The organism is Nodularia sp. UHCC 0506, assembly GCF_034931045.1.
Lineage (GTDB): Bacteria > Cyanobacteriota > Cyanobacteriia > Cyanobacteriales > Nostocaceae > Nodularia.
The window spans coordinates 148327-174437 of sequence record NZ_JAYGHH010000006.1 but is presented as its reverse complement, the minus strand read 5'-3'; the positions used below and the strand labels follow the sequence as shown (position 1 = coordinate 174437).

Genomic DNA, 26111 nt, shown 5'->3' with positions numbered 1-26111 from the left:
CAGATACTTAGACGCTGGGAGTTGCTGAAAAGGTCTGATCTGATGCGTTAAGGCTGGGGTGAGTGCATCCTCAGTTCCTGCTAACATTAATACAGGTTTGCTAACTTGAGCTAAACCGTTTGTACCAAAGAGTTTACCAACAAGGGGGTTGAGTGCGATCGCACTTTTAACTCGCTGATCTTGCAAACGTGGCTTATTTTCTTTTAAACTAGCTGCCGCACACTGTAACCAATCGCCTGGTGATTCTCCAAAAGAAAGAGAAGCCTGACAGAACTCCCGCAGTTCTTTTAAATCTACTTCTCCACCAACTAAGGCTAAAGCCGTATAGCCTCCTAAAGAGTGACCAATCACATTGACTTGCTCTGTATTCAGTTTTCCTTGAAGTTGTCCCGATTGAGTATTGAGTTTTTCTAGTTCGTTGAGCAGAAAACTCACATCTTTTGGTCGTTCAATAAATTCACTAGCTGGTAGTAGTTGCGCCAAATTCATTTGATTTGCAGCGTTATTGATGGCTACAGAATTACTACCAGGATGTTCAAGTGCGGCAACGGTAATTCCATGAGAAGCTAAATGACGCGCTAAATAGCTAAAAAATCGCCGATTGGCTCCAAATCCGTGGGAAATTACTACCAGTGGTGCTGGGGTGTAACTTTGACTCCAATAAATATCTACAGGAATGCTGCGATTTCGTTGTCTGTCTTGAAAAGTGAGTGTCTGTTGCTGAACAGTGTTTTTTCCTGTAGCTGCTGGGTCAAAGGTGGGCTGAAAAGGCGTATTATTTTTTACTAATAATTCTTGTTCTAGCAAAATCCCAAAGGCCTGGTTTTGCAAGTTATTGGCGTTAAAGTTGATAGCGATTTGTAGAGCTTGAGTTGCATCTACAGTAATATTTTGTTGGGGATAGGCTCGTAACAGACCTATTGCGCTTAAACCGTTGATTTGACGTAGGGAGAGATAGAGCGCTGATTGCAGTCCTTCTATAGTGCTATCTGGGATTGCTGCTCTCAAAGAAGTAATTAATTGTTTACCTTGTGGCGAACGCATTAGCTGATCAACGAATTTGTCGGCTAAATCTGGATTTAATTCCAATCTTTGATGCAGGAATGCTCCTACCTGGGGTGTTAAGACAAAGCTATAAACTTGCAGGTGTTCTGGTAGTTTTCCCGTTTTGGCAAATTTTTCTAAATCAGCGATCGCTATAGACTGCTGAAATGGCCCCAAGCGAATAGTCACTGTTTCTGCTGCCTGAGTAGAAGGAATACCCACGCTGCAACTTACAGTCAGAGTCAAACTGCACAGTAATCCTTTAATTAAAGATATTCGAGGTGGATTTTTGTCTAGCCAAGAGTACATAGAATCAAACCACTTTCAAGGTAAGTCAATCTATTGACTACCATTATGGGTTTGAAGTTGCGATCTGCTGTACTAGTTAGTCTCCACAACTTCAAACTCATGATTTTATAATCAATCCTACTTAAAAGAAACCAAATATAGCCCTGAATACTCCCAGTAAACCCCCTAAAGGATTAATTACTGCACCAACACTGTCGCCTGTTCTAGCTAAACCAGAACGGTTGACGATGACAACATCATTATTGCGGAGTATGGGATTAGTCTCTTCATTAATTCCTTCAGAAAAATCAACTTTGACTGCCCGTTTGGTGACAGAACCATTAGGGTTAAGGCGAACCAAATCCACGGTAGTTGTTTTGGCTCTAGAATCATTGAATCCACCCGCAGCCAACAACGCTTGATTTAAGGAGCTATTAGGCTTAATATCCACGGTTCCTGGACTTTTGACTTCACCCACCACACCAACTTGAATTGTTGCAGGAGACAAAGTAGTGGCAGCTAATTGAGTCGCTTCTGCTGTATTGATTTCAGTGGCGGTAGGTATAAAAATCGTATCTCCATCCTGTACAATGATATCTTGATTGATATCACCAGACTGCAATAATTTCCAGAGGTCGATATCTATATTTTGTTCTGTACCGGTTCTTGTGGGTCGGCGCAGCTTGAGATTACGAATATCAGCTTGTGATGTAATTCCCCCAGCTATTTGCAGCGCTCTCATCAGAGTCGGAATATTACCAGCACCAGCACCACCTTCTGCTCCGCCGACAGTTGGGCCAACTAGATATGAACCAGGACGATTAACTTCACCAATAATAGCTACAGTCCTCGGTGTGTTTGGACTAGCAGCAAAGTTAGCTGCAAATAAATTTCGGGCTTCTGCAATGTTAAAAGTGGTTGCAGTTGGCACAACAATGGTATCGCCATCCCGTAAAGTAATATCCTGGTCTATGCGACCTGTCTGGATTAGTTCCTTTAAATTCAGATTCACGACCTGCTCGGAGGAACGTCCTATCCTACGTCTTAATTGAACTTTAGTTACGTCTGCTGCCAAGGTTACACCCTGAGCTGTAGTTAGTGCAGATAACACGGTTGGGTATTGTACACCGGGATTATTACCCGCACCTCCTTGTAAGTTCAGAGTATAAGACCCTGGACGTGTAACTTCTCCGGCAACCAAAATATTAATCGGCCGAGGCGATAACAGGTTAACTGAAATTAAGGGACGTTTGAGAAAGCGAGAATACCTGTTAGCAATTTCATCAGCAGCTTGTTCGGTTGTTAGACCCAAAACGGGGACACTGCCAATTAAAGGTAGGTTAATTGATCCACCTGGAGGTACTTGGTATTCTCCAGTATATTCTGGTACTTCAAATACATTTACACGAATCAGATCACCCCCTCCTAACGTATAGTTAGTATCTATGGGGATAGTTGATGACCCTTGTTGTGTTGAAAATATGGGTTGTGTACTTGGAGATCCTGATTCTGCTGAGGGGAAGGTTGGTTGTATTGTTTGTGCTACTAATTTTTCCTGCACTGCACTGGCAGAAGGTACAGCAATATTAAAAGCCGTTAACAAAGCTACACCCAAAAAGGGCTGGGTGATGAATTTCAACAAACCGATGTTAAGCATATTTACCTGAAAAGCTGAGACTGTGGTCGGCATAGTTGTCTAAATATTTTGATTATTGACTATACTTAATTATTCAAGTTCCTCGAATTAATTGCCCCAACATTCTTATTTTCCTAGCAAAGTGTAATTTTCCGGAGTGATATTATTTTTTATTCTTAAAATTTTAGTAAAGTTCTAGCAAAGTACCATTTTTTGGAACCATATTATTTTTTATTTTGTAATTTTTAGTTAAGTTAAATTAAAAGCCAATCATAATTTTTACAAGGTATAAAATAGCAACTTTAGGAAGTGAAAACAATTATCCGTCATTTTTAGAGGAATTGAGCAAAGTTTTGATTGCTGAGTATAAAGCAAGTAGAGGCAGGTTGATTAAAATTATTTGTTGGTCATTCAGGATATTTGTTATAACTTGTGTGGCCTAGTCATACCCGCCCTTACTGCAAAACCGCCAGCTATCAAGACTGTTTTCACTCACGCTCAAAACAGCTATTAAGTAATTAAGCAAAGATCAGATGATGATAAATACTGTTGCATTTATGATTCAATGATCACAGATTTTAAGATGTTGTTTTCTAATTTGTAAGTTGAGCGAATCACTCCTTGATCAAGCTTGATTATGCCAATTTTCTACGTAATTCTAATGAACATTTTTGTTATGATGTAACTGTTGCATAAAAAAATCTTCTAGGGAATGCCGAGATAGGTTTATAGAGATTATTTGCCCCCTCATCAATCGGAGACTAGCAAGGAAATCATAGTAATCTGCTTGGAGTATGCCTTGCCAAGAACCATCACCCTCAAAAACTAGATTAGGTAGCCACTGTTTCAGAACTTCGGAGTCACCACCTCGACCTTTGATATGGTAAGTGTTGTCACTGCCTAAGAGTTCATCGAGAGAACCAGAACAAATTAATTCACCTTGAGAGAGGATAGCCACGCGATCGCAAATTTGTTCAACTTCACTCAAAATATGGCTATTGAAGAAAATAGTTTTACCTGCGGCTTTCAGCGATAGAATAATTTCCCGCATTTGGTAGCGTCCTATGGGATCTAAACCAGACATGGGTTCATCGAGGAAGATTAGTTCAGGATCATTAATCAGCGCCTGTGCCATGCCTACACGCTGTAACATTCCCTTAGAATAGCGACGCATCGGCTTTTTGCGGGCATCGGCTAGGGATAAACCCACTAATTCTAGCAGTTGAGGAATGCGATCGCGTTGCACGTTCCGAGGAATCTGGAATAAACCCGCCGCCAGCTGGATAAATTCCCAGCCGGTCAGATAGTCATATAAATAGGGATTTTCTGGGAGGTAGCCAATAAGTTGCTTAGTAGAGCGATCGCCTAATGGCTGACCCAATAATACACCCTTACCTGAACTGGGGCGGATAATTCCCAGCAACAGTTTTAATAGGGTAGTTTTGCCAGCCCCATTTGGCCCTAATAACCCAAAGGTTTCGCCTTTGTAGACCTGAACCGAACAGCTTTTGAGCGAGACAATTTTTTGATTCAGCCAAAAACCCGTGCGATAAACTTTTCGCAAATCAGCAGTGAGGACTACTGGCGGATTATCAATAGTATTTAGTTGAGGATCAGGGATATCTACACCAGACTTCATAGCCACAATTATAACAACTGCCAAGGCGATCATGTCAGTGTTGATTGCTGGAAGTCCTTGAATTAGCTGGGTTGATACTCAGCATTCCCCTGCCTATACGGACGGGTTTACCAAGGATTTCGACGGACTACAGACTCACTGCCAAAACCCGCCCCCTACCCACTCAGCACTTTCATACACCACTAAGTTTGACAATGATCACAAATTGAGTAGCTCAGTGGTTCCTTTAACCTTGACATTCTATAGGATACCCTTAGAACTGGGAATTGTACCAGCACGACGAGAATCAATTTCCACCGCCATGCGGGTTGCCCTAGCAAAAGCTTTAAATGTCGCCTCAATAATATGATGGGAGTTAATGCCATCTAGTTGACGAATGTGCAGTGTCATTTGGCTATGGTTGACCAAGGCGACAAAGAATTCCCGAACTAGCTGAGTGTCATAGGTTCCCACTCGCTGAGTAGGAATTGACAAACCATAGCTCAGATGAGGTCTACCAGAAAAGTCCAGCGCCACTTGCACTAAAGCTTCATCTAATGGGGCGAGAAAATTCCCAAACCGAACGATACCTTTTCTGTTACCTAGAGCTTGACTAAACGCTTGCCCTAAAGTGATACCCACATCTTCATTGGTGTGGTGGTCATCAATTTCCCAATCTCCCTGGGCTTGGACATTTAAATCAATCAGCCCGTGGGAAGAAATCTGATGCAACATATGATCCAAAAACGGAATCCCGGTGGCTGCTGTGCAGATGCCTGTACCATCCAAGTTGATCGTAACTTTTATATCAGTTTCGCCAGTGGTGCGATGAACAGAAGCAGTGCGAGCAGTTTCAGTTGAACTTAGGCAATCTGTTTGCATAGTTAAAGGGTATTAGGGGCAGGGGCAGGGTGCAGGGGGGAGAAGATGTATCTCAATGACTAATGACTACATTCCCATGATTTCATATCCTGCATCTACATACAAAACTTGCCCTGTAATGCCACTGGCTAAATCGCTAGACAAGAAAGCCGCAGTATTGCCTACCTCTTGCTGCGTCACAGTGCGCCGTAGGGGAGCTACTTCTTCTACATGGTGAATCATATCTAAAATTCCGCCTACTGCTGAAGAAGCTAATGTACGTATCGGCCCGGCAGAAATGGCATTGACTCGAATGTTATTTGGCCCCAGTTCAGCAGCCAAATAACGTACACTAGATTCTAATCCGGCTTTAGCTACTCCCATGACGTTGTAGTTAGGAATTGCTTTCGCGCCGCCTAAATATGTCAAAGTGATAATGCTACCACCTTCTGTCATGAGGGGTTTGGCCGCACCGCTTAACTGCACTAGCGAATAGGTACTGATTTCTAACGCCGTTTTGAAACCAGAACGTGAGGTTTGGCTAAAATCGCCAGTCAAATCATCTCGGTTAGCGAAGGCTAAACAGTGGATGAGAATATCTAATTTCTCCCACTTATCCCGGATGGCGGCAAAGGTAGATTCAATTTGTGCATCATCTTGAACATTACAGGGAACAAATAAACTGGGGTTGAGAGGTTCCACCAACTCCGCCACTTTTTTCTCCATTTTGCCGCGCTCATCTGGCAGGTAGGTAATACCCAGGTTAGCCCCGGCTTTGTGCAGTTGTTGAGCAATCCCCCAGGCAATGGAACGGTTGTTGGCAATCCCTGTAACTAAGGCGTTTTTTCCAGTCAGATTCAGCATAAAAATTGTGAATGTGATCAATCATTAGGAGCATACTAGAATCTGAGGCGAGTTTGTCTTAGTTCTGCACAACTTTTGCAAAAATGATCATTAGGAGAACTGTTTTTTGAAAAGTTTCTCCAGATAATCCTGAAGATATTCTCAAGATATCGTGAATTTTTGGGGAAAAAACCTGATGACCACAACTGTGCAAGAACTTATAACAACTACTCGCTAAAAACATCAAAAATTATGTATCATTATGAACAAATAACTGCGAAGTTGTGGCTTTGAGTATAGGAATGCACAGAAAGGTTGACGGTGCTTTATTGATTTTTCAGGTGTATTCTTAGGTAATCAGTTTTTGTTTTTCCGGCATTGGGTAGGGGAAGGGAGATGATCGTGACACAAGATAAAGCCCTAGCAAATGTATTTCGTCAGATGGCGACCGGAGCATTTCCTCCAGTTGTAGAAACATTTGAACGCAATAAAACAATATTTTTTCCCGGCGATCCTGCTGAACGAGTTTATTTTCTTTTAAAGGGTGCTGTGAAACTTTCCAGGGTGTATGAGGCAGGAGAGGAAATAACGGTAGCACTGCTGCGGGAAAATAGTGTTTTTGGTGTGTTGTCATTACTGACGGGAAATAAATCCGATAGATTCTATCATGCGGTGGCATTTACACCTGTAGAGTTACTGTCAGCGCCAATTGAACAGGTTGAGCAAGCGTTTAAGGAAAATCCAGAATTATCTATGTTGATGCTGCGAGGCCTTTCTTCGCGGATTCTCCAAACAGAGATGATGATCGAAACTCTCGCTCACCGTGATATGGGTTCAAGACTGGTGAGTTTTCTGTTAATTCTTTGTCGTGATTTTGGGGTTCCTTGTGCTGATGGGATTACGATTGATTTGAAGTTATCTCATCAGGCGATCGCAGAAGCAATTGGTTCAACTCGTGTAACTGTAACTCGTTTACTAGGGGACTTGCGTGAAAAACAGATGATTTCAATCCACAAAAAGAAGATTACCGTGCATAAACCTGTCACCTTAAGTAAGCAGTTCACTTGAATTTCCCTCGAATATGGTAAAATCAGGGGGTCAGTAAAGACGTTAAAGCCTAAGTGTAGACTACGGTCAAATAAACGCTCAACACCTAAACCAACAGGGTTTAACGCCTCGATAATTGCGATACAAAGCAAAATCTTTGTAGAATTCCACTATGGTGATAGTGGGAATATCAAAAGGTAATGAATGAAAGTAGTAGGCTGTATCTGGAAGCATTATGCCTCCGGCACACTAGGTGAACGGTAGCTGAAGATGACCACCGGGTACATCCTGATAGCAGCAATTTTAATTTTGGGGGGCGTAATTGCCACCGTGGGCGATCGCATTGGCACACGAGTTGGCAAAGCACGCCTCTCACTATTTAACCTGCGTCCGAAAAAAACGGCTGTACTAGTAACTATTTTTACTGGTGGGTTAATTTCGGCATCAACATTAGGAATCTTATTTGCAGCTGATAAAGGACTGCGCCAAGGGGTATTTGAGCTTGAAGATATTCAAAAAGACCTGAGAAATAAGCGGGAACAGCTAAAAACTGCCGAAACTGAAAAAAGTCAAGTAGAGATTGAGTTAAGTACAGCTAGAACTGAGCAAACCAAAGCACAGCGAGACTTACAGGTAATTAACAAATCCTTGCAAGCAGCTAACGCGAAACAAGAAGCCACACAAACTCAACTTCAACGCACCCAAAACCAGTTAGCTGAACTGGTGAGCCAGTATCGACGAGCCTTAACTGAACTGCAAAGTGTTTATGATGAGAGAGAGACATTGCAGGGGGCGATTGAGGAACTCCGAGCAGAACGGCAACGGCTGTACGCAGAAGCTAAAACAGCTATTAACCAACGCGATCGCAAAATTGCCCAATTGGATGGATTGATCAAAAAACGCAATCAAGAAATTGCTTCGCGAGAGCAAGTGATAGCCACAAGGGAATCTCGCCTCAAAGAATTGGAAAAACAACAGAATTATTTAGAACAAGAAGTAGCAAGGCTAGAAAAATTTTATCAGTCATACCGTGACCTGCGTCTAGGTAAGTTAGCACTGGTTCGCAATCAAGTTTTAGCTGCGAACGTGGTTCGCGTTAATCAAGCCAGTGAAGCTCGTCAAGCAGTCATGCAGCTTTTGCAAATAGCTAACCAGAATGCCAATATTCAATTAACAGAACCGGGAGAAAAACCGACAAATAAAGAGTTACTGGGTATTACTCAACAAAGAGTAGAGCAACTCAGCCAGCAAATTAACGACGGTCGAGAGTATGTGGTGCGAATCTTCTCTGCTGGCAATTATGTGAGGGGAGAAGACCAGATAGAATTTTTTGCGGATGCAGCCCGAAATCAATTGGTTTTTTCCGAAGGCGAGGTACTAGCGACAACTACTGCTAATCCCAAAATTATGTCATCCTATCAGCTATCGCAAAGACTGGATTTGATCATTTCGGCTGCGGAATTTCGGGCGCGGAATGCCGGGATTGTCGAGGGTGTGTTAAGAGAAGGCTCTCATCTACGCTTTTTCTTACAATTAAGACAGTATGAGCAACCATTAGAAATTAAAGCGATCGCTAGGGAGGATACTTATACAGCAGGCCCTTTAAGAATTAAGTTATTGGCAATTTTTAACGGCGTAGTTGTTTTTAGCACTTAAGAAATAAACAGAAGATTCAAATAATTTAAGTGTATTTTTTATGACTTTTAGTGAATTTTCACCAACACAACCAGTCATCTTGGGCTTTGATCCCGGTAAAGATAAGTGTGGTTTAGCAGTCATGGGACTAGATCGGCAATTGTACTATCACCAGGTTGTGACAGCACAAAAGGCGATCGCCACCATTGAAACCCTGCGTCAACAGTTTCCCGTCTCCTTATTAGTCATGGGTGATCAAACCACCTCTAAACAGTGGAAACAGCAACTGCGTGAGGCCTTGATCGAGCAGCTAAGTATAATTTTAGTTGATGAGCGTTACAGCACCTTAGAAGCACGCGATCGCTACTGGCAGATGTATCCACCCAAAGGGCTAACAAAACTCTTACCACAGGGCATGAGACAGCCACCAAGACCCATAGACGACATAGTTGCCCTCCTCTTAATTGAAAGATACTTAAATCGCCTAACTACTAGTGTTGAAGATTGACCCATTAACAATGACTAAAGTTCAGCCCTAATAGTAAAAGCATAATCTCCCCCAGGTTCTAGCTGATAATCTTGCTGTTCTAAGAAACGACCGAGAGGTTCTTTAATCAGGGCGCGACCTTGGGACGGCTTTACAGACAGTTCTCCTCGGCGAAAATGCCATTTAAAATGCCACTCAAAGCTACCCGCACTTACTTCCCCCTCAAGAAAGCCGAGTTGCCACGATTGACGGATAATTCTGACATGGGCGGTAGTTTCTGGAAGACGTTTGGCACTCACAATGCTTTATGTCACGTGTGGGATAACAGCCCAATCAATAGGCTACTTCTTTTATTTACCAAACTTATCTAAAATATACAAATTGACATGGACAAGACCGTAGCAGACCTTCGCAAAGATTACACCTTGGAAGGTTTGAGTGAAGCCGAGATTAACCCTAATCCCTTTATTCAGTTTAAAAAATGGTTTGAACAAGCACTAGCAGCCCAACTTCCTGAACCGAATGCGATGACTCTGGCTACTGCTACACCAGATGGTCAGCCTTCAGCCAGAATGGTATTACTGAAAGATTTCGATGAACGGGGCTTTGTTTTGTTCACTAATTACAACAGTCATAAAGGACAAGAACTAGCAGCAAATCCTCAAGCAGCTTTAGTTTTTTGGTGGGCGGAATTGGAACGTCAAGTCAGAATTGTGGGGACAGTCGAAAAAATTGCCCCAGAACAGTCTGATAGTTATTTTGAGATGCGTCCACCCAATAGTCGTTTAGGTGCGTGGGCTTCTCATCAAAGTCAGGTAATCTGGGGGAGAGAAGTTTTAGAACAACAATTGCAGGAATTTCAGGAAAAATATAAAAATCAGGAAGTTCCTCGACCACCTCATTGGGGAGGCTACCGAGTCATCCCCAGCAAAATTGAGTTTTGGCAAGGTCGCTCCAGTCGTCTGCATGACCGCTTGCTGTATACTCGCGGTGATAATCACAGTTGGAAAATTGAGCGCTTATCACCATGAATAATTTTGGATTTTGGATTGTCATGTAATCTAAAATCTGAAATCTAAAATTGCTTCTTATTCCGTGGCTGCTGCTTTGGTATCAGATGCAAATTGAACTCTGGGATCTGGCATAAAGGTATATCTCAGGTAAATTCCTCCCCAGATGAACAGGATAATTAACAAACCACCAATACCCAGGGGACTAGGTAGCCAGAAAATAACTTCTATGTGGTTGAGTTGACCTGGCTGGAGTTGCCATACTAATTGCTTACCTTGCTTTTGAGGATTGATAGCGGTTTCAGTTCGTTGAATATTTCTAGCTCCCCAAGGGGTTTTTATGCTAAATTCTAGATCGAGAATTGAACCAGTGTCAGATAATACGTTACCTCTGCTGGCAATTAAGGAGAGCGATCGCAAGTCTAAATCATAAATTAAGCGATTCCTCACTAACAGCACAAAATTGTTCTGATTGATGAGTAAATTAGATTCAATTTTCGGTAATTCTGATGTAGATGCTTTCTGCAAAGCCTCAGCTTTTTGATTAGTCCGAGAGTTAAAAAAATCGTTGAATTTTTCTTGCAACTCTTGACCATTACTAAAAGGAATTTTTACAATAATTTCTTCTGGAGAAATCCGTTGAGTTTTACCTTCTAGTTGACGGGTGCGCCGTTCTATGCTATGTAACCATTCATATACATAGTCACCACTAAAGCTGGTGAGTCGTTCTCCCAGTTTAATATGTTGTACGATTTCGCCACTATTTGAGTTATTGAAGGTAACACCGGCATCGTAATCAACACAACCGGTTAGCAGCAGTGATGATAACAGAACCAGCCACAAAATAGGATTTTTGATCGGAAAGATCCGACGAATGAGACTCCGACTGATCAGCTTGATGAATAATGCCATTTTGATTAACACAAAACTGAATGCTTTGGTGAATCTCACTAAAATCTTTCTGAAAATAGAATAATTCATCATAATCTCCCAAAAACTAAAAACTCAACCAAGCCAAGTACGAGAGTGTTAACACAATAACAATTAGTGCTACCCCAATAAAGCGATTATCTTGGGTATTCACTTGGCTAAGGTCTGCTAATTCTGGTTCAGTAGGTGCTTGACGAGAAGCTTTTGCGTAATTTCCAGATGCCCGAATTTTGGCATCATTATCAGACAATGTGCCTAAATCTGGGATTTCCGTCATCCACTCACTGGGGCGTTGGAGTTTCGGGGCTTTTAAAATGTAAAGTAACTCTTTTGCCTGTTTGCTGGTTTCTGGGAAAGGATGACGTTGGAGTTGTTGACAAAGAGCGATCGCTTCTTCAGTCCGCCCAGCTGCTTCATAAGCTGTTACCAGCCAGAGTTCAACTTCACCTCCAAGGCGAGAATTTCGAGATAACAAGGCGCTGGCTTTTTCCAAGTTTTCTACAGCTTCTCGATATTTCCCATTTTCAAAGTTAAGTTTTCCAGCCTGATAACGACTTCTGGCAATTTCTAAACTTTCTGTACTCACGTTTTACACACCAATCAGCACTGCTTGAAATTTGTCGATGTCAGCAATTTTTTGAGAATTTTCTGAAAAGCTGACAAAATGGAAGTTGATTAACGTTTAAAATTTTAACCAAGTAGCTGCGGCTATTTACTGAAAAAAATTCAGATTATCAAATGCAGGTGAGCAAAAATATGCTAAAAATCAAGCATTTACAACTGAATTGGCTAGGAATAGGAATAATTTGCTCTGTCATCAGCGCTACAATTACCCCAGTGGCTGCCCAGCGTGTCATCATCATTAATAACACTGTGAGAATTAATCAGCCGCCTGCTGTTGGTTCTTTTATTTATGGTAGTCCGATTCCTACCCCCATGCCTGTCAATCCAAGCACAGGGTTAATTCCCAGACGCAGCAGCGATCGCGACTATCACTCTTATCCTGTATTTAAGCCAAATGTGAACCCTAATTCTGGGTTGATTAATTCAACTTTAATTAATCCCATATTTCGGAACTCAACCCTAGTTAATCCCGTGATTTTTAATCATAATTCCCAGAAAAATACACCATTGAGGAGGCGATCTGCTGGTAACAGCGCTGTGCGATCGCAGGTGAGAATGAATCGACATCGTGTCAGATCCACAGGACGATCTACTAGCAGCAGCGCTTCAAAAACGCGCGTAATTTTGAACTATCCCGATTTAAACTCAGATTATTCACCGTTTTAGGAAAACTGGGAACCAAGGATCATAGTACCAATACCACCGTCAGTAAAGACTTCTAAGAGTAGGGCGTGGGGAATGCGACCATCAATTATATGTGCTGCACTTACGCCTTGGGCAAGCGAGCGCACACAACAATTCACTTTTGGAATCATCCCACCGCTAACTATACCATTGGTAATCAATTCACGGGCTTGGCGAATATCGACTTTAGGAATCAAGCTAGATGGATCTTTGTAATCCTTGAGAATACCTGGCGTGTCAGTCAGTAAAATCAACTTTTCCGCACCCAAAGCGGCAGCGATTTCCCCAGCCACCGTATCAGCGTTAATATTGTAAGCCTGTCCCTTTTCGTCTGTAGCGACGCTAGACACCACCGGAATATAGCCACTACTAGAAAGAGTTTCCAAAATTTTAATATTTACACTACTGACTTCCCCTACAAAACCAATACCTTCTTGATCCTGGGGACGGGCTGTAATCAAATTACCATCCTTACCACAAAGACCCACCGCCAAACCCCCAGCCCGGCTAATGAGGGAAACAATCTCCTTATTAACTCGACCGACTAAAACCATTTCCACTACATCCATAGTGGGCGCATCGGTGACACGCAGACCATTTTTAAATTGTGCTTCGATACCCAGTTTAGTTAACCAACTATTAATTTCTGGACCACCACCATGTACCAGAATGGGACGCAAGCCAACGCAGGATAAAAAGACAATATCCCGCATTACTTTGTCTTTTAGGGTGCTATCTTTCATAGCTGCACCACCATATTTCACCACAACAGTCCGACCCACAAATTGTTGAATGTAAGGTAGTGCTTCACTGAGTACACGGACACGAGTAGCTTCCGTTTCCCTGATATATTCCGAATCGTTATCCATCACGAGGGGCTATTGAGATTTAAAACTTATTTAGTCAGTTTAGAAGAATTTGGAACCTGCAACAATCTTTCCCACCTCAGACCTCAACCCCCTCCCATATTCATCGCAGCTAACATTGCTTGCTGACTTACCTGTTTATAGACAGTATCTAAATATTTTGTCACCACATCACCAGATGTTGAGGTTACTGATCCTTCTTCAGTTTTCGCTAAAGGAATCGCCCCCAATACATCTAATACTGTTTCGCTACTCGACGGCGTAATCACCACCAAAGAAGATTCTAAAGGTTCATGATATTGCCAGAAATCACCAAGATTAACAGAAAATTGCGGGTGAGTCGTTGTCGTTTGTTTAATATCAGGTGTTTTAGGTGCTGTCACTTCGACCTTAGCACCGCGTAGCTGACGTAAATCACTGATAATTTGTTCTTTAGTGCGGCCGCGTAATTGAAACAGTACAAAAGGGTCTTCACTGAAGCGATCGCCTAACTGATAGTATACAGCACCAATATGTTTACAAGGATTGGCTTTATCAGGACAAGAGCATTTACTGTGAACATCAGCAAGTGTAAACGGAAATAAAGACAGACCATTAGCTGTGAAAACTTCTTCAATATTTTGAGGCATTTCCCCAGCTAACAGCTTGGCTGCAAAAATCGCCCTTTGGGACATAGTTTCAATCACATAACCCCATTCTTCCTCACTAAAATGGTCAATAGAAAGAGAAACCTTATAAGGTTCAGGTTCGCTACCTTGGACTCTAGCTAAAACCTTTGCCCCTGTAAACTCAATATTTAAAACATTACCTTGACGAGAATAATTTCTCGCTCGTTCCAAACGCTTTTTAAACCGATAAGAATCCAGTAACTCTAGCCACTTTTGTGACCACCATTCTCTACTTGCTTGTAAGGTATCGTTATTCATAAATAAATACAAAAATTTGGCTCAGGTATACAAGCAAAATCCTAGTAATAAAAGGCTTATGGCAAGCCATATCTACCTAGCTTAAACTTGTTGTAAATTATTTAACCAACTTTGTAAATCTTCTACAGTATTTAAATCAAATATTGCCTCTCCTAAAGCCTCAATAACTTCTATATTTAAACTTCTGATTTCAGTTTCTAATTCTCTATCAATTTGGCCAAACTTTTTATTAATTAACCTGAGAATCAAATTTTTTTCTCTTTCAATGCCTCTTTCAATGCCTGTCTCAATTCCTTCTTCCATCCAACTGGTGACAATTTGCATAACTTCCTCCTTCTCTTCTTTGATTAATGTACCTATTTCTACTTGAAATTTCTCTTCTTCTATTTTATTCAATCTCAAATATGTGTCAATAAACCCTGATATCAATTGCATTTTGGCTGGATTTAATTTTAAGGTAACTAATAACCTTAAACATTCTGCCTTGACTTTTGGCCTATCTTCTGGTGCTATATTCATTTTTGACATCAAAGCCGATGCAACTGGATTTGGACGAATTAAAAAGTCTCGCCAGTTGAGTTGATTGAGTTGCACTACTTGATAATTAAATTTTAGCACTTCAAAATCAGGAAAGTTGATTTGATAGTTATTCACGGCTACGGTTTTGGGTGAGTCGTAGGAAAATATAACTATCGGATATATTGGCAAGTCCAATTTTTCATCTAATCTCGCAAAATAACGAAACATTCTTTGATTAAATTTCGGTCTTGCACCTGATTCGGCTTCAATATGAATCACAAAGTAAGACGGTTGACCTAGAAATTTAACTTTAACTATTAGGTCTGTTTCATATTTGTCTCCTGCGGTGACATCCGTAAATATTTCTTTGTCTAAAAATGTAATTGATGTAGTGTCTACATATTCGAGAACTTGAGGAAAGAATAGTTCTAGAAATTCTATGAAAAAATTTGATATTAGTTCTTTGAATAAGCGGTCATGGTCTATCTTGTTTGTCATCTTGTTATCTAAATAAAATTAGAAAAAAGCTTTAATTGCGGTGCTATTTTCATATGGCTTTTCCTAATCATATAAGCTATATCATAGCCCCCTCCTCGCACCCCCCTCAATCCCCCCGAAAAGGATAAACCTTTGATATGGGAGGGGGTTGGGGGTGGGGTTCTTATACTACTTTCTTGTTCTTTAAACTTCATCTTCTTCAATTATCGCACTACGATCAAGAATGAGTAAATCACGTAGTTGGTCTGTATCCATTTCAGTTAGCCACTCTTCACCAGCCCCAACAACTTGTTCAGCCAATTGTTTTTTACTTTCAATCATGTCATGAATTTTCTCTTCTAACGTGCCAGTACAGACAAATTTATGCACTTGCACATTTCGAGTTTGACCAATACGAAATACTCTATCTGTCGCTTGATTTTCCACTGCGGGATTCCACCATCTATCAAAGTGAAAGACATGATTAGCCCTAGTTAAATTCAAGCCTACCCCACCCGCTTTTAAAGAAAGAATCATAATCGGGGGTCCTTGAGGGTCTTGTTGGAAACGGTCAATCATTTCCTCTCGTTGTTTTTTAGTGCTTCCACCATATAAAAAGAATATTTCTTTCCCAAGTGTTTGCTGTAAATGGGCTTTTAATAACTTACCCCATTCAGCAAATTGAGTGAAAATTAAAGCCCTATCGCCTTCCTCCAAAGCTACCATTAGCATTTCATCTAGCCGTTGCAGTTTAGCAGAACTATGTTCTTTTAATGTCGAGGCTTTCAAATATTGGGCTGGATGATTACAAATTTGTTTAAGTTTGACGAGTAAAGCTAAAATCATCCCTCGACGCTGCAAACCCTCAGCAGATTCAATTTCTGCTAAAGATGCTTCCACGACTTGTTGATAAAGTGCAGCTTGTTCAGCAGCAAGACCACAAAAAACCGTCATTTCTTGCTTTTCTGGCAAATCTTGAATAATATCACGATCTGTTTTTAGACGACGTAGAATAAACGGTTGAACTAAAGCCCGTAATTGATTTAAAGATGCAGTGTCACCATACTTTTCAATTGGCATAGCAAACCGTCTTTGGAAAAATTGGCGATTTCCCAAATACCCAGGGTTGAGAAAATCTAAAATAGACCACAATTCTTGCAGTTTATTTTCTACTGGTGTTCCTGTTAAAGCTATCCGAAATGTAGTTTTTAATTCCCTTACAGCCTGTGATTGTTTAGCTTCATGATTTTTAACATTCTGGGCTTCATCTAATACAACTGTCTGCCAATCGACACTCTGCAAAGATTTAATATCCCGGTGAACGAGTGAGTAACTGGTAATAATTACGTCGTGTTTTTTGACTGCTTCTACAAATGCTTTACCTTTAAGACGTTTATCGCCATGGTGCTGTAAAACTTTGAGAGTAGGAGCAAATTTTTTAATTTCCCGTTCCCAGTTACCTAAAATAGAAGTTGGACAAACAAGTAAAGTAGGATTTTCTAGTGCATCCTGTTCCTTGAGGTGCAGTAAAAAGGCAATTAACTGAACTGTTTTCCCCAATCCCATATCATCAGCCAAACAAGCACCCAAACCCCAACGTTCTAAGAAAGCCAGCCAAGCCGCACCTCTTTCTTGATAAGGTCGTAATTGTCCTTGAAAATTGGCAGGTGTGGGGAGGGGTGAAATAGCTTGATTATTGGTTAAAGCCCCAATTAACTCTTGTAATGTCCCAGATGCTTCAAAGCTAACCACAGGTAACTTTTCAATGGCTTGGGTATCGCCAGAACTTAGACGTAAAGCATCTTCCAAAGAAAGTGCCATTTGGTCTTTACGAGAAGCAAAAAACGTTTGTGCAGTTTTAATATCTTGGGGGCGCAATTCCACCCATTCACCGTTAATTTCTACTAGTGGGCTATTTAAAGCTACCAGTTTATTAAACTCAGTTTTAGAAATAGTTTGTCCACCAATAGCTAATTGCCATTGAAAATTTAGTAAACTTTGTAAACCCAAACGTCCCTGTTTTTTCTTTTGGGTTTCAGCACTGATTTTCAATCCCAAACGATTCGCCCATCCTTCACGGTTAGCTAAACTAGGAGGCAAAATTACCCCCAAACCACTATCTTCAAATCGCCAAGCAACGGATTTAATCAATTCATAAGCTTGTAATGCACTGAGGCGACAAGATTGGGGATATTCTGTTTCTAAACTAGGTGCAATAACTGGATACAATCGCGAAGCTAACCCCAACCCCCGCAATAAAGTTTCTTGGGGTTGATCAATGGTGCGATTGTGATAAACTAACTGTTCAACTGGGTGATTCCAAATACTTTTAGCATCTGCTAAGAAATTGGGATCATCGGCAGCTTGGAGAAAATATGCCAATATCCAATCTGTTGTGCCAGACGCAGGCGGAAGCAGTTGAAAACAGGCACGAAATAACGGTTTTCCTACCAGTTGATATTGCAGTGGCATAGTCCAAGATTTCAATGCCGCTTCTAATCTTTCTACTTCCATTGCATCTGCACTCACTGTGTGAGATGTACTCGTTAAACTTTGCAACCACTGTCGCACCGCAGATGGTAAAGATGCCAACATCCTAGTTTCTAGTAGCGGTTGAGAAGCTAACATCTCCCGCACTTGGGCATCTATGGTACTGTTAAGAAATCCTAATAATAATTCTTGCGGTTCAGTTGGGAAATCTACCGCTAAAGATTTTTCTTCAAATTCATCAGTTTGTTCATAAGTACGACAAGCTAATGGCATTTTTGCAGAAAATTTTTCCAGCCGTGTTCCATCCATTGCACTGTCTAAAAGCACTTGCCAACTAGCAACAATAGAATTATCAGCTTGCCGTTGGATAGTTGGGAGAAACTTACACCGAGAGATTAAATCTAAACTCCAACGGGCAATTTGTGACCAAAAACGTAAATCTCCACCAAATAAAGTATCTTCTTCTCTAGCAGCATTTAAAGGGACAGTAGCAAGAAATTTGATCGCTTCAGTGGGGTTGAGACAAAAACCTTCAACTCGCCACGGTTGCAGATATTGGGGTGAATTTATTTCATTTCCCAAAGTAGCAGAATGTAAAGGTGAAATAAATTCTATTTCTTGATGATTATTTTCTATAATATGAGTTGGTAAGTCAATAATTTGAGATTGCGTTTGCAAGCTTGGTTTCGTAGAAATTTTATTTTTACTAGTTCGCCCTGTGGCAACTACAGCAACTGGGGTTTTCTGCCCTAGTTTAGCAATTTTTATATTTTGAAAACTTAACCACTCAGTCAAGTCAACTGGTGTCATTGCCAATGGATGTAGTGGTATATCTTGTGATGCACTAGTACCTAAATTCACTTGTGATGAACGCCAAGTTTCACCCCAAATAAATAAACAACTATTGTTATTTTTTAGTAACCAATTACCGTGTAAAATTGCCATGTGCTAACTAGTTAAAATTTAATCAAGCTAAAGTCTTAAATATGTAATTTAAATTGATAGTAACAAGATATTCATTTTCTCGTGCATACTTATATATTGTCATTGTAACATTTTTTTGATTAACAAGTTAATTTATGACGATAGCAAAAACTACATGAAAATATATATTAAAATATTTGTAGCAGCTTTATTTCCAGGGAATTCTAATATCATCATTTTTTATTTGTGGCCATTTTCAAATAACATCATTGTTTGGAACTTTTGTAATCCAAAAAACTTCCAGAAAAATAAGTTAAATAACATAGAATATTTTGATCATGGAATTGCCTTTTTCTAAAGTTTTAAAAAATGGGTTAGTAGTAGAGCTAGATTATATGAAATCCCAAGAACAGGAGGCGGTGAGGTCATTACTAAATGTAGTAATTAATGAAGGTAAAACCTATCCTCAAAATAAACCTCTGTCGCAGGCGGCATTTGCAGCTTATTGGTTGAGTCAGGATGCCTTTGTGGTCAGGACATCTGCTCAAGGTACTACAAACAAGTCAAAAGACGTGCTGGGGGCATTTTATTTAAAGCCAAACTTCCCCGGTATCTGTAGCCATATTTGCAACGCTGGTTTTATTGTACAACCTGGGTTACGTGGTCAGGGTATTGGACGGTTCATGGGCGAAACCATGCTAGTGATAGCAGGAAACCTGGGCTATGAAGCAGTGATGTTCAATTTGGTCTTTGCAACTAATATACCTTCAGTTAAACTTTGGCAGTCTTTGGGATTTGATATTATTGGCAATATTCCGCGTGCAGTGAAGCTAGCAGATGGGCAGGTAGTAGAGGCGCTAATTTTCTATCGGGCTTTGCGTTAAACAACTTGTTTATCTTTGTGTGTACCAGAAGCCAGTCTGAGGGCAGAAATGTTAGGATTGCCACAGAAAGAGAAAAGCAAAAGAGAAGGAAAAAAAACTGAATGGCAGAAGTTGATAAGTCAATATCCTTCGATGGTAGGGATATTAGACTGAAAGTAGGCTTACTAGCTCCCCAAGCTGGTGGGTCAGTTTTAATAGAATCAGGGGACACATCTGTTTTAGTGACGGCTACACGTTCAAAGGGCAGAGAAGGAATTGATTTTCTTCCCCTGACAGTAGATTACGAAGAAAGATTGTATGCCGCAGGTAGGATTCCTGGAGGAATCATGCGGAGAGAAGGTCGTCCACCAGAAAAAACAATTCTGACCAGCCGTCTCATAGACCGACCCATGAGACCTTTGTTTCCTTCATGGTTGCGGGACGACCTGCAAATCATTGCCTTCACTCTATCGATGGATGAGTTAGTACCACCTGATGTCCTAGCGGTGACTGGCGCTTCCATTGCTACCTTGATGGCACAAATTCCGTTTAACGGACCAATGGCGGCAGTACGGGTTGGTTTAGTGGGTGATGATTTCATTATCAATCCCACCTATGCCGAAACTGAGAATGGCGACTTGGATCTGATTGTAGCTGGTTCACCCCATGGTGTAATCATGGTGGAGGCGGGAGCTAATCAATTGCCAGAGCAAGATATTATTGAAGCAATTGATTTCGGCTACGAAGCAGTCAGAGATTTAATTAAAGCGCAGCAAGATTTATTAGCGGAAATGGGTCTGAAAGTTGTGCAAGAAGCACCACCAGAGGAAGATCCAACTCTGAGCAATTATATCCGCGATCGCGCCAGCGATGAAATTAAGAAAATTCTGTCTCAATTTGAATACAGCAAAGCCCAACGGGATGAAGCTTTGGATGCTGTGAAGGATCAAGTTGCTAATGCCATTGAGGAATTGCCAGAAGAAAACGAAGTTCGACTAGCTGCAACTGCAAACAGCAAGGCACTTGGTAACACCTTTAAAGACATTACAAAACACTTCATGCGCCGTCAAATCGTTGACGACAACGTGCGTGTTGATGGTCGTAAACTTGATGAAGTCCGTCCGGTTTCTTGTCAAGTTGGTGTATTACCTAAGCGAGTCCACGGCAGTGGTTTATTTAATCGGGGATTAACCCAAGTATTATCCACCTGTACCCTTGGTACTCCTGGAGATGCCCAAAATCTCAACGATGACCTGCAAACAGACCAATCCAAACGTTACCTACATCATTACAACTTCCCTCCCTTCTCAGTTGGAGAAACTAAACCGATGCGTTTCCCAGGAAGACGCGAAATTGGTCATGGTGCTTTAGCCGAAAGAGCGCTAATCCCTGTATTACCTCCAAAAGAACAATTCCCTTACGTGATTCGTGTAGTCTCGGAAGTGCTTTCTTCCAACGGTTCCACCTCTATGGGTTCGGTGTGCGGTTCCACTCTATCCTTGATGGATGCTGGTGTACCAATTCTCAAACCCGTAAGCGGTGCAGCAATGGGTCTGATTAAAGAAGGTGACGAAGTACGAGTTCTGACTGATATTCAGGGCATTGAAGACTTCTTAGGCGATATGGATTTTAAAGTCGCCGGCACAGATAGCGGAATTACCGCTTTGCAAATGGATATGAAAATCTCTGGTCTGTCATTAGACGTTATTGCCCAAGCCGTCCACCAAGCTAAATCAGCGCGCTTGCATATTCTGGATAAAATGCTCCAGACTATTGAAGAACCACGCATTGAAACCTCACCCTATGCCCCACGTCTATTGACCATTAAGATTGATTCAGACATGATTGGTCTGGTCATTGGCCCCGGAGGCAAAACCATTAAGGGCATCACTGAAGAAACTGGTGCAAAGGTAGACATCGAGGATGATGGCACCGTCACGATTTCGGCTGTGGATGAAAGTAGGGCGAAGAAAGCTCGTAACATCATTCAAGGCATGACTCGGAAGTTACACGAAGGTGATGTTTATGTAGGACGTGTAACTCGGATTATCCCTATAGGTGCATTTGTAGAATTTCTGCCTGGAAAAGAAGGCATGATTCACATTTCTCAATTAGCTGACTATCGCGTTGGCAAAGTTGAAGATGAAGTAGCTGTTGGAGATGAAGTAATTGTCAAAGTGCGAGAAATTGACAATAAAGGACGAATTAATCTGACACGCTTGGGTATCCACCCAGACCAAGCAACTGCGGCGCGAGAAGCTGCGGCAGTAAATCGATAAATCGATTGGGGATTTTAGATTTTTATCTAAAATCCGCGATGCCTGGCAATTAGGCATCGCCGTGGGTTTCAGAAATTTCAAATAGGCAAAGCAGCCGAAGGACTGGAGTTGCGGATATGGCAAAGTGTTGAGTGTTGAGTGCTGAGTGCTGAGTGCTGAGTGCTGAGTGCTGAGTGCTGAGTGCTGAGTGCTGAGTGCTGAGTGTTGAGTGCTGAGTGCTGAGTGCTGAGTGCTGAGTGTTGAGTAGAAACCAATTTGCTTCAAGGCTTTCAGCAATCAACAATGTCCTAAATTCCTTGGCAGTTGCTATATAGGAACAAAGTTTGCTTATGCAGGCTCAAAGTTTTTGACAAAATTTTATGGATGCTTCCGAGTTATTAGAAACAATCACACACCTGATTTCGCAGGCAGAACAAGGCGACATCGATCCTTGGGATGTGCAGGTAATTGATGTGATTGACCGTTACCTAGAACTAATGGCACCGGAAGCCACAGCTAAAGGCTATGAGTCCGACTTGTCGCAATCGGGACAGGCTTTTTTATCAGCATCGATGCTGGTATTATTCAAGGCTAACACGTTAATGCAGTTAACTTCAGTAGATAATACACAGGATGATCTCGCAGATGATGCCCTCGCAGCCAGTGAAGATGGATTATTACATCATGCTCATCGTCTGCAATTAGAGCGACACCTGCGCCGCCGTCCGTCAGCAATGCCACCGGCAAAGCGTCGTGTAACTCTGCAAGAGTTAATCAAGCAATTGCAGATTATGGCGAACCAGCTCCAACTTGTGCAGAAATCCAGCAAATCTGTTCGCCACAAACGTCAGCCCAGCGCCCAAAATATGCGACAGGCGCTAGAATTAGCTCACCAGGAAAATCTGACGGAAGTAGCTGGGGAACTAGAGCAAGTGTTGCATTGTTCTGCAAAAGAGCTATTTAAAGAACAGGATTGTTTAAATCTAGAACAATTAGTAGATTTGTGGACTCAAACAAAACAACCACATCAAAATAACTCTCCTCATGAGTCAGAAAATAGCCACACAGTTAGTGTTTTTTGGGCCCTACTACTGCTTTCATCTCAATCCAAAGTCGAGTTATTACAAGACGAGTTTTATCAGGAAATTAAAATCCGGTTACTTACAGACTTAGCTTAAGCGTTCTTGCACGCAGCTTGTAAAAAACTGGTAAATTACGCGGATTAGTTAAAATTATAATCGGTTACTTGTCATCTGGTCATACTTAAAAGGTTGCAATAACCAACAAATTCCTGTTATCCCTTTTTTTAGGGGTTACTTAGAGCAGAAATTAAAACTGATGATTAAGTATCACTCCATGAAAGTAAACTGGCTTGTGTTTGAGGAATAAAATTTTATGAAAGCTATGATTCTCGCGGCGGGTAAGGGTACTCGTGTGCGTCCCATTACCTATACAATTCCCAAACCGATGATTCCTATCTTGCAAAAGCCAGTGATGGAATTTCTCCTGGAACTTTTGCGCCAACATGGATTTAACCAAATTATGGTTAATGTTAGCCATTTGGCGGAGGAAATTGAAAACTATTTTCGTGATGGTCAACGGTTTGGCGTAGAAATTGCTTATTCTTTTGAAGGCAAAATTGATGATGACGGCAAACTAGTAGGAGAAGCCATTGGTTCAGCTGGTGGAATGCGGCGTATCCAAGACTTCTCACCATTCTTTGATGATACCTTTGTGGTGTTGTGTGGTGATGCTCTGATTGACTTAGATTTATCTGCGGCTGTGAAGTGGCATAAATCCAAAGGGTCAATTGCCACCATCATTACCAAATCAGTACCAATTGAAGAGGTTTCCAGTTATGGTGTAGTAGTCACTGACGAAGATAGTCGGGTGATAGATTTCCAAGAAAAACCCTCAAAAGAGGAAGCTATTAGCACCAACATTAACACTGGTATTTATATTTTTGAGCCGGAGGTGTTTGAGTACATACCTTCTGGTGTTGAATATGACATTGGTGGCCAGTTATTTCCCAAATTGGTAGAAGTTGGTGCGCCCTTTTACGCCATTGCGATGGACTTTGAATGGGTAGATATTGGTAAAGTACCAGACTACTGGCGGGCTATTAATGGTGTACTGCGAGGTGATATTAAAAATGTGCAAATTCCTGGTAATGAAGTCGCTCCTGGTATATACACTGGCTTAAATGTGGCGGTGAATTGGGATAAGGTGGATATCACAGGCCCAGTTTATATTGGTGGCATGACCAGGATTGAAGACGGTGCTAAAATTGTTGGCCCGGCGATGATTGGCCCGAATTGTTGGATCTGTGATGGCGCAACAGTTGAGAACAGTGTAATTTTTGAATGGTCACGATTAGGCCCAGGAGTCAGACTGGTTGATAAGTTAGTTTTTGGTCGTTATTGCGTGGATAAAACGGGTGATGCTATAGACGTTCAAGCTGCTGCTTTAGATTGGCTAATTACTGATGCTCGTCAAACTCCACCATCCGAAACACCTTTTGAGCGTCAAGCGATTGAGGACTTGTTGGGGACGAATGCAACTTAGGGAATAGTACCGCAGGACGGAAGTCAAAAGTCAAAAGTCAAAAGTCAAAAAACTTATTCTATTAGGATAGGCTTTTCATTGATTTTGAATGGTCTGTCTATTTACGCCGTGCTGTACTAGGGAAGGGGGAATGGGTATTATTGGGTATTGAGATGGAAAATTTTCTTCCCCCCTGCTCCCTGCTCCCTGCTCCCCTGCTTCTTCCCCCTACCCCCTGCGGTACTAGCTATTCAGATACGTGTATCTTCCTAGACTCTGCTCGTAGGTTTGTAGCAATCGCTGAGATTCAGCTAGAGTGATGTGTTTTTCTTCTAAGGCTTTCTCACAACGTTGACGGATACTTTCTACCATATCTTCAGAGTCATACTGTACATAGCTGACTACTTCTCTCATTGTGTCGCCTTTGACGATATGTTGAATTTGGTAGCCTTTGGGTGTTAGTTGGATATGAACTGCGTTGGTATTACCAAACAAGTTGTGCAAATTGCCCATGATTTCTTGATACGCTCCATTGAGGAACATCCCCAGATAGTAGGGTTCTTCTGGCTTGAAGGTGTGCAGTTCTAAAACCGATTTGACATCACGGAGGTCAATAAAGCGATCAATTTTGCCATCACTATCACAGGTGAGGTCTGCTAATATTCCTCGTCGTATGGGTTCTTCGTCTAAGCGGTGTATGGGCATGATGGGGAATAGTTGGTCTATTGCCCAACAATCTGGTGCTGATTGAAACACTGAAAGATTGATGTAGTAAATGGAGGCCATAATTTTTTCTAGGTCTTCCAATTCATCGGGTACGTATTCTTGCTGTCTAGTGATGTTCAGGATTTTTTGACAGCAAGCCCAGTAGAGTCGCTCGGCTTTGGCTCGTTCTTCGAGACGCAGAATTCCTAAGTTGAAGCGGCTGATGGCTTCTTCTTTAAATTGGGCTGCGTCGTGAAAGAATTCCTGATAATTCTCTTGGTTGATGGATTGGTAAGTTTCCCACAAATATTTAATTACGGGGGATTCTTCTTCTTGTGGGGGTTCTGGTAATTCTAGAGGTACATCGCTGGTGCTGAGAACATCAAAAATGAGTACTGACTGGTGGGAGGCGATCGCACGTCCGCTTTCGCTAATCAGTGTTGGTACGGGTATTTGTCTCTCTGCACAAGTATCTTTTAACTCTGCCACGATATCGTTAGCATAGTTTTGCATATTGTAATTTTTGGAGGCATAGAAGTTGGTTTGGGAACCGTCATAATCTACACCCAAGCCGCCGCCAACATCGAGGTATTTCATATCTGCCCCTAGCATGGCTAACTCTACGTAGATACGGCTGGCTTCTTGAATGGCATCCTTAATGACATTGATGGCTGAGATTTGGGAGCCAATGTGGAAGTGCATCAACTGCAAACAATCCAGTAAATTAGCTTCGCGGAGTTTGTGGACAGCTCCCATGATTTCGGGAATTGTCAGACCAAATTTAGCGCGATCGCCTGTGGATGTTCCCCAACGTCCCATACCTTGAGTACTT

Annotated in this window: 23 protein-coding genes; 9 read left to right on the top strand and 14 right to left on the bottom strand. The window is 41.6% G+C overall.

Annotated features, from left to right (window positions below):
* From VB654_RS06960 to fabI, 5 genes are all read right to left on the bottom strand, one after another.
* A partial coding sequence (locus VB654_RS06960; RefSeq protein WP_323212888.1) for an alpha/beta hydrolase occupies positions 1 to 1353 on the bottom strand: 1353 nt, incomplete at its 3' end.
* 121 nt (positions 1354 to 1474) lie between these two features.
* Positions 1475 to 2989 (bottom strand): polysaccharide biosynthesis/export family protein, encoded by a 1515-nt coding sequence (locus VB654_RS06955; protein WP_323212912.1) that lies wholly within the window; start codon positions 2987 to 2989, stop codon positions 1475 to 1477.
* 637 nt (positions 2990 to 3626) lie between these two features.
* The gene (locus VB654_RS06950) at positions 3627 to 4607 is read right to left on the bottom strand and encodes an ABC transporter ATP-binding protein (RefSeq protein ID WP_323212910.1); all 981 of its coding nucleotides are present in this window, start codon (positions 4605 to 4607) and stop codon (positions 3627 to 3629) included.
* A 240-nt stretch (positions 4608 to 4847) separates the two neighbouring features.
* The gene (hisB, locus tag VB654_RS06945) at positions 4848 to 5468 is read right to left on the bottom strand and encodes an imidazoleglycerol-phosphate dehydratase HisB (RefSeq protein ID WP_323212886.1); all 621 of its coding nucleotides are present in this window, start codon (positions 5466 to 5468) and stop codon (positions 4848 to 4850) included.
* A gap of 66 nt (positions 5469 to 5534) precedes the next feature.
* Positions 5535 to 6311, bottom strand: a complete 777-nt coding sequence (gene fabI / locus VB654_RS06940; protein WP_323212885.1) for an enoyl-ACP reductase FabI — start codon at positions 6309 to 6311, stop codon at positions 5535 to 5537.
* A gap of 375 nt (positions 6312 to 6686) precedes the next feature.
* Between fabI and ntcA the strand changes: the two genes are divergently transcribed.
* The 3 genes from ntcA (at position 6687) to VB654_RS06925 (ending at position 9480) form a co-directional block, all read left to right on the top strand.
* On the top strand, positions 6687 to 7358 hold the full coding sequence (gene ntcA, locus VB654_RS06935) for a global nitrogen regulator NtcA (RefSeq protein ID WP_271762028.1): 672 nt from the start codon (positions 6687 to 6689) through the stop codon (positions 7356 to 7358).
* A gap of 249 nt (positions 7359 to 7607) precedes the next feature.
* Positions 7608 to 8993: a DUF3084 domain-containing protein gene (locus tag VB654_RS06930; RefSeq protein WP_323212883.1), complete on the top strand. Its 1386-nt coding sequence runs from the start codon at positions 7608 to 7610 to the stop codon at positions 8991 to 8993.
* A gap of 40 nt (positions 8994 to 9033) precedes the next feature.
* Positions 9034 to 9480, top strand: a complete 447-nt coding sequence (locus VB654_RS06925; RefSeq protein WP_323212882.1) for a pre-16S rRNA-processing nuclease YqgF — start codon at positions 9034 to 9036, stop codon at positions 9478 to 9480.
* A gap of 14 nt (positions 9481 to 9494) precedes the next feature.
* Here VB654_RS06925 and VB654_RS06920 read toward each other — a convergent pair whose 3' ends face one another.
* Positions 9495 to 9758 carry a DUF3146 family protein gene (locus tag VB654_RS06920; protein ID WP_323212881.1) on the bottom strand — a complete coding sequence of 88 codons (264 nt, stop codon included), beginning with the start codon at positions 9756 to 9758 and terminating at the stop codon, positions 9495 to 9497.
* Positions 9759 to 9845: 87 nt separating this feature from the next.
* Here VB654_RS06920 and pdxH point away from each other — a divergent pair, with 87 nt between their 5' ends.
* Positions 9846 to 10490, top strand: a complete 645-nt coding sequence (gene pdxH, locus VB654_RS06915) for a pyridoxamine 5'-phosphate oxidase (RefSeq protein ID WP_323212879.1) — start codon at positions 9846 to 9848, stop codon at positions 10488 to 10490.
* Between the two features lie 57 nt (positions 10491 to 10547).
* On the opposite strand, the gene VB654_RS06910 is transcribed toward pdxH, so the two are convergent.
* Together VB654_RS06910 and VB654_RS06905 are read right to left on the bottom strand one after the other, a co-directional pair.
* A complete protein-coding gene (locus VB654_RS06910) occupies positions 10548 to 11450 on the bottom strand; it encodes a DUF3153 domain-containing protein (protein ID WP_323212908.1) in 903 nt (300 codons plus the stop codon).
* 16 nt (positions 11451 to 11466) lie between these two features.
* Positions 11467 to 11985, bottom strand: coding sequence for a tetratricopeptide repeat protein (locus VB654_RS06905; RefSeq protein ID WP_323212878.1), 519 nt, complete (start codon positions 11983 to 11985; stop codon positions 11467 to 11469).
* Positions 11986 to 12155: 170 nt separating this feature from the next.
* On the opposite strand from VB654_RS06905, the gene VB654_RS06900 reads away from it, so the two are divergent.
* A complete protein-coding gene (locus tag VB654_RS06900) occupies positions 12156 to 12689 on the top strand; it encodes a hypothetical protein (RefSeq protein WP_323212877.1) in 534 nt (177 codons plus the stop codon).
* Here VB654_RS06900 and argB read toward each other — a convergent pair.
* From argB to VB654_RS06880, 4 genes are all read right to left on the bottom strand, one after another.
* A complete protein-coding gene (argB, locus tag VB654_RS06895) occupies positions 12686 to 13579 on the bottom strand; it encodes an acetylglutamate kinase (RefSeq protein ID WP_323212876.1) in 894 nt (297 codons plus the stop codon). The genes VB654_RS06900 and argB overlap by 4 nt on opposite strands.
* 80 nt (positions 13580 to 13659) lie before the next feature.
* A complete protein-coding gene (locus VB654_RS06890; RefSeq protein ID WP_323212875.1) occupies positions 13660 to 14499 on the bottom strand; it encodes an SWIM zinc finger family protein in 840 nt (279 codons plus the stop codon).
* Between the two features lie 81 nt (positions 14500 to 14580).
* A complete protein-coding gene (locus VB654_RS06885) occupies positions 14581 to 15516 on the bottom strand; it encodes a DUF4351 domain-containing protein (RefSeq protein WP_323212873.1) in 936 nt (311 codons plus the stop codon).
* 183 nt (positions 15517 to 15699) lie between these two features.
* Entirely contained in the window at positions 15700 to 18930 is a 3231-nt protein-coding gene (locus tag VB654_RS06880; protein WP_323212872.1) for a DEAD/DEAH box helicase, read from the bottom strand.
* 317 nt (positions 18931 to 19247) lie between these two features.
* Here VB654_RS06880 and VB654_RS06875 point away from each other — a divergent pair, with 317 nt between their 5' ends.
* Entirely contained in the window at positions 19248 to 19793 is a 546-nt protein-coding gene (locus VB654_RS06875) for an N-acetyltransferase (RefSeq protein WP_323212871.1), read from the top strand.
* A gap of 101 nt (positions 19794 to 19894) precedes the next feature.
* Positions 19895 to 22051: a polyribonucleotide nucleotidyltransferase gene (locus tag VB654_RS06870; RefSeq protein ID WP_323212870.1), complete on the top strand. Its 2157-nt coding sequence runs from the start codon at positions 19895 to 19897 to the stop codon at positions 22049 to 22051.
* A 49-nt stretch (positions 22052 to 22100) separates the two neighbouring features.
* On the opposite strand, the gene VB654_RS06865 is transcribed toward VB654_RS06870, so the two are convergent.
* Entirely contained in the window at positions 22101 to 22334 is a 234-nt protein-coding gene (locus VB654_RS06865; RefSeq protein WP_323212869.1) for a hypothetical protein, read from the bottom strand.
* A gap of 76 nt (positions 22335 to 22410) precedes the next feature.
* Between VB654_RS06865 and VB654_RS06860 the strand changes: the two genes are divergently transcribed.
* A complete protein-coding gene (locus tag VB654_RS06860; RefSeq protein WP_323212868.1) occupies positions 22411 to 23208 on the top strand; it encodes a ScpA family protein in 798 nt (265 codons plus the stop codon).
* Between the two features lie 217 nt (positions 23209 to 23425).
* A complete protein-coding gene (locus tag VB654_RS06855) occupies positions 23426 to 24595 on the top strand; it encodes an NDP-sugar synthase (RefSeq protein ID WP_323212867.1) in 1170 nt (389 codons plus the stop codon).
* Between the two features lie 222 nt (positions 24596 to 24817).
* On the opposite strand, the gene speA is transcribed toward VB654_RS06855, so the two are convergent.
* A partial coding sequence (gene speA, locus VB654_RS06850; protein WP_323212866.1) for a biosynthetic arginine decarboxylase occupies positions 24818 to 26111 on the bottom strand: 1294 nt, incomplete at its 5' end.

What these genes read in the sequence shown, in the direction of transcription:
- VB654_RS06910 (WP_323212908.1), bottom strand. Translation starts at nt 11,450, where the DNA reads ATGAATTATTCTATTTTCAGAAAGATTTTAGTGAGATTCACCAAAGCA.
- ntcA (WP_271762028.1), top strand. Translation starts at nt 6,687, where the DNA reads ATGATCGTGACACAAGATAAAGCCCTAGCAAATGTATTTCGTCAGATG.
- VB654_RS06930 (WP_323212883.1), top strand. Translation starts at nt 7,608, where the DNA reads ATGACCACCGGGTACATCCTGATAGCAGCAATTTTAATTTTGGGGGGC.
- VB654_RS06880 (WP_323212872.1), bottom strand. Translation starts at nt 18,930, where the DNA reads ATGGCAATTTTACACGGTAATTGGTTACTAAAAAATAACAATAGTTGT.
- hisB (WP_323212886.1), bottom strand. Translation starts at nt 5,468, where the DNA reads ATGCAAACAGATTGCCTAAGTTCAACTGAAACTGCTCGCACTGCTTCT.
- VB654_RS06950 (WP_323212910.1), bottom strand. Translation starts at nt 4,607, where the DNA reads ATGAAGTCTGGTGTAGATATCCCTGATCCTCAACTAAATACTATTGAT.
- fabI (WP_323212885.1), bottom strand. Translation starts at nt 6,311, where the DNA reads ATGCTGAATCTGACTGGAAAAAACGCCTTAGTTACAGGGATTGCCAAC.
- VB654_RS06955 (WP_323212912.1), bottom strand. Translation starts at nt 2,989, where the DNA reads ATGCTTAACATCGGTTTGTTGAAATTCATCACCCAGCCCTTTTTGGGT.
- VB654_RS06875 (WP_323212871.1), top strand. Translation starts at nt 19,248, where the DNA reads ATGGAATTGCCTTTTTCTAAAGTTTTAAAAAATGGGTTAGTAGTAGAG.
- pdxH (WP_323212879.1), top strand. Translation starts at nt 9,846, where the DNA reads ATGGACAAGACCGTAGCAGACCTTCGCAAAGATTACACCTTGGAAGGT.
- VB654_RS06870 (WP_323212870.1), top strand. Translation starts at nt 19,895, where the DNA reads ATGGCAGAAGTTGATAAGTCAATATCCTTCGATGGTAGGGATATTAGA.
- VB654_RS06900 (WP_323212877.1), top strand. Translation starts at nt 12,156, where the DNA reads ATGCTAAAAATCAAGCATTTACAACTGAATTGGCTAGGAATAGGAATA.
- VB654_RS06860 (WP_323212868.1), top strand. Translation starts at nt 22,411, where the DNA reads ATGGATGCTTCCGAGTTATTAGAAACAATCACACACCTGATTTCGCAG.
- VB654_RS06890 (WP_323212875.1), bottom strand. Translation starts at nt 14,499, where the DNA reads ATGAATAACGATACCTTACAAGCAAGTAGAGAATGGTGGTCACAAAAG.
- VB654_RS06855 (WP_323212867.1), top strand. Translation starts at nt 23,426, where the DNA reads ATGAAAGCTATGATTCTCGCGGCGGGTAAGGGTACTCGTGTGCGTCCC.
- VB654_RS06925 (WP_323212882.1), top strand. Translation starts at nt 9,034, where the DNA reads ATGACTTTTAGTGAATTTTCACCAACACAACCAGTCATCTTGGGCTTT.
- VB654_RS06885 (WP_323212873.1), bottom strand. Translation starts at nt 15,516, where the DNA reads ATGACAAACAAGATAGACCATGACCGCTTATTCAAAGAACTAATATCA.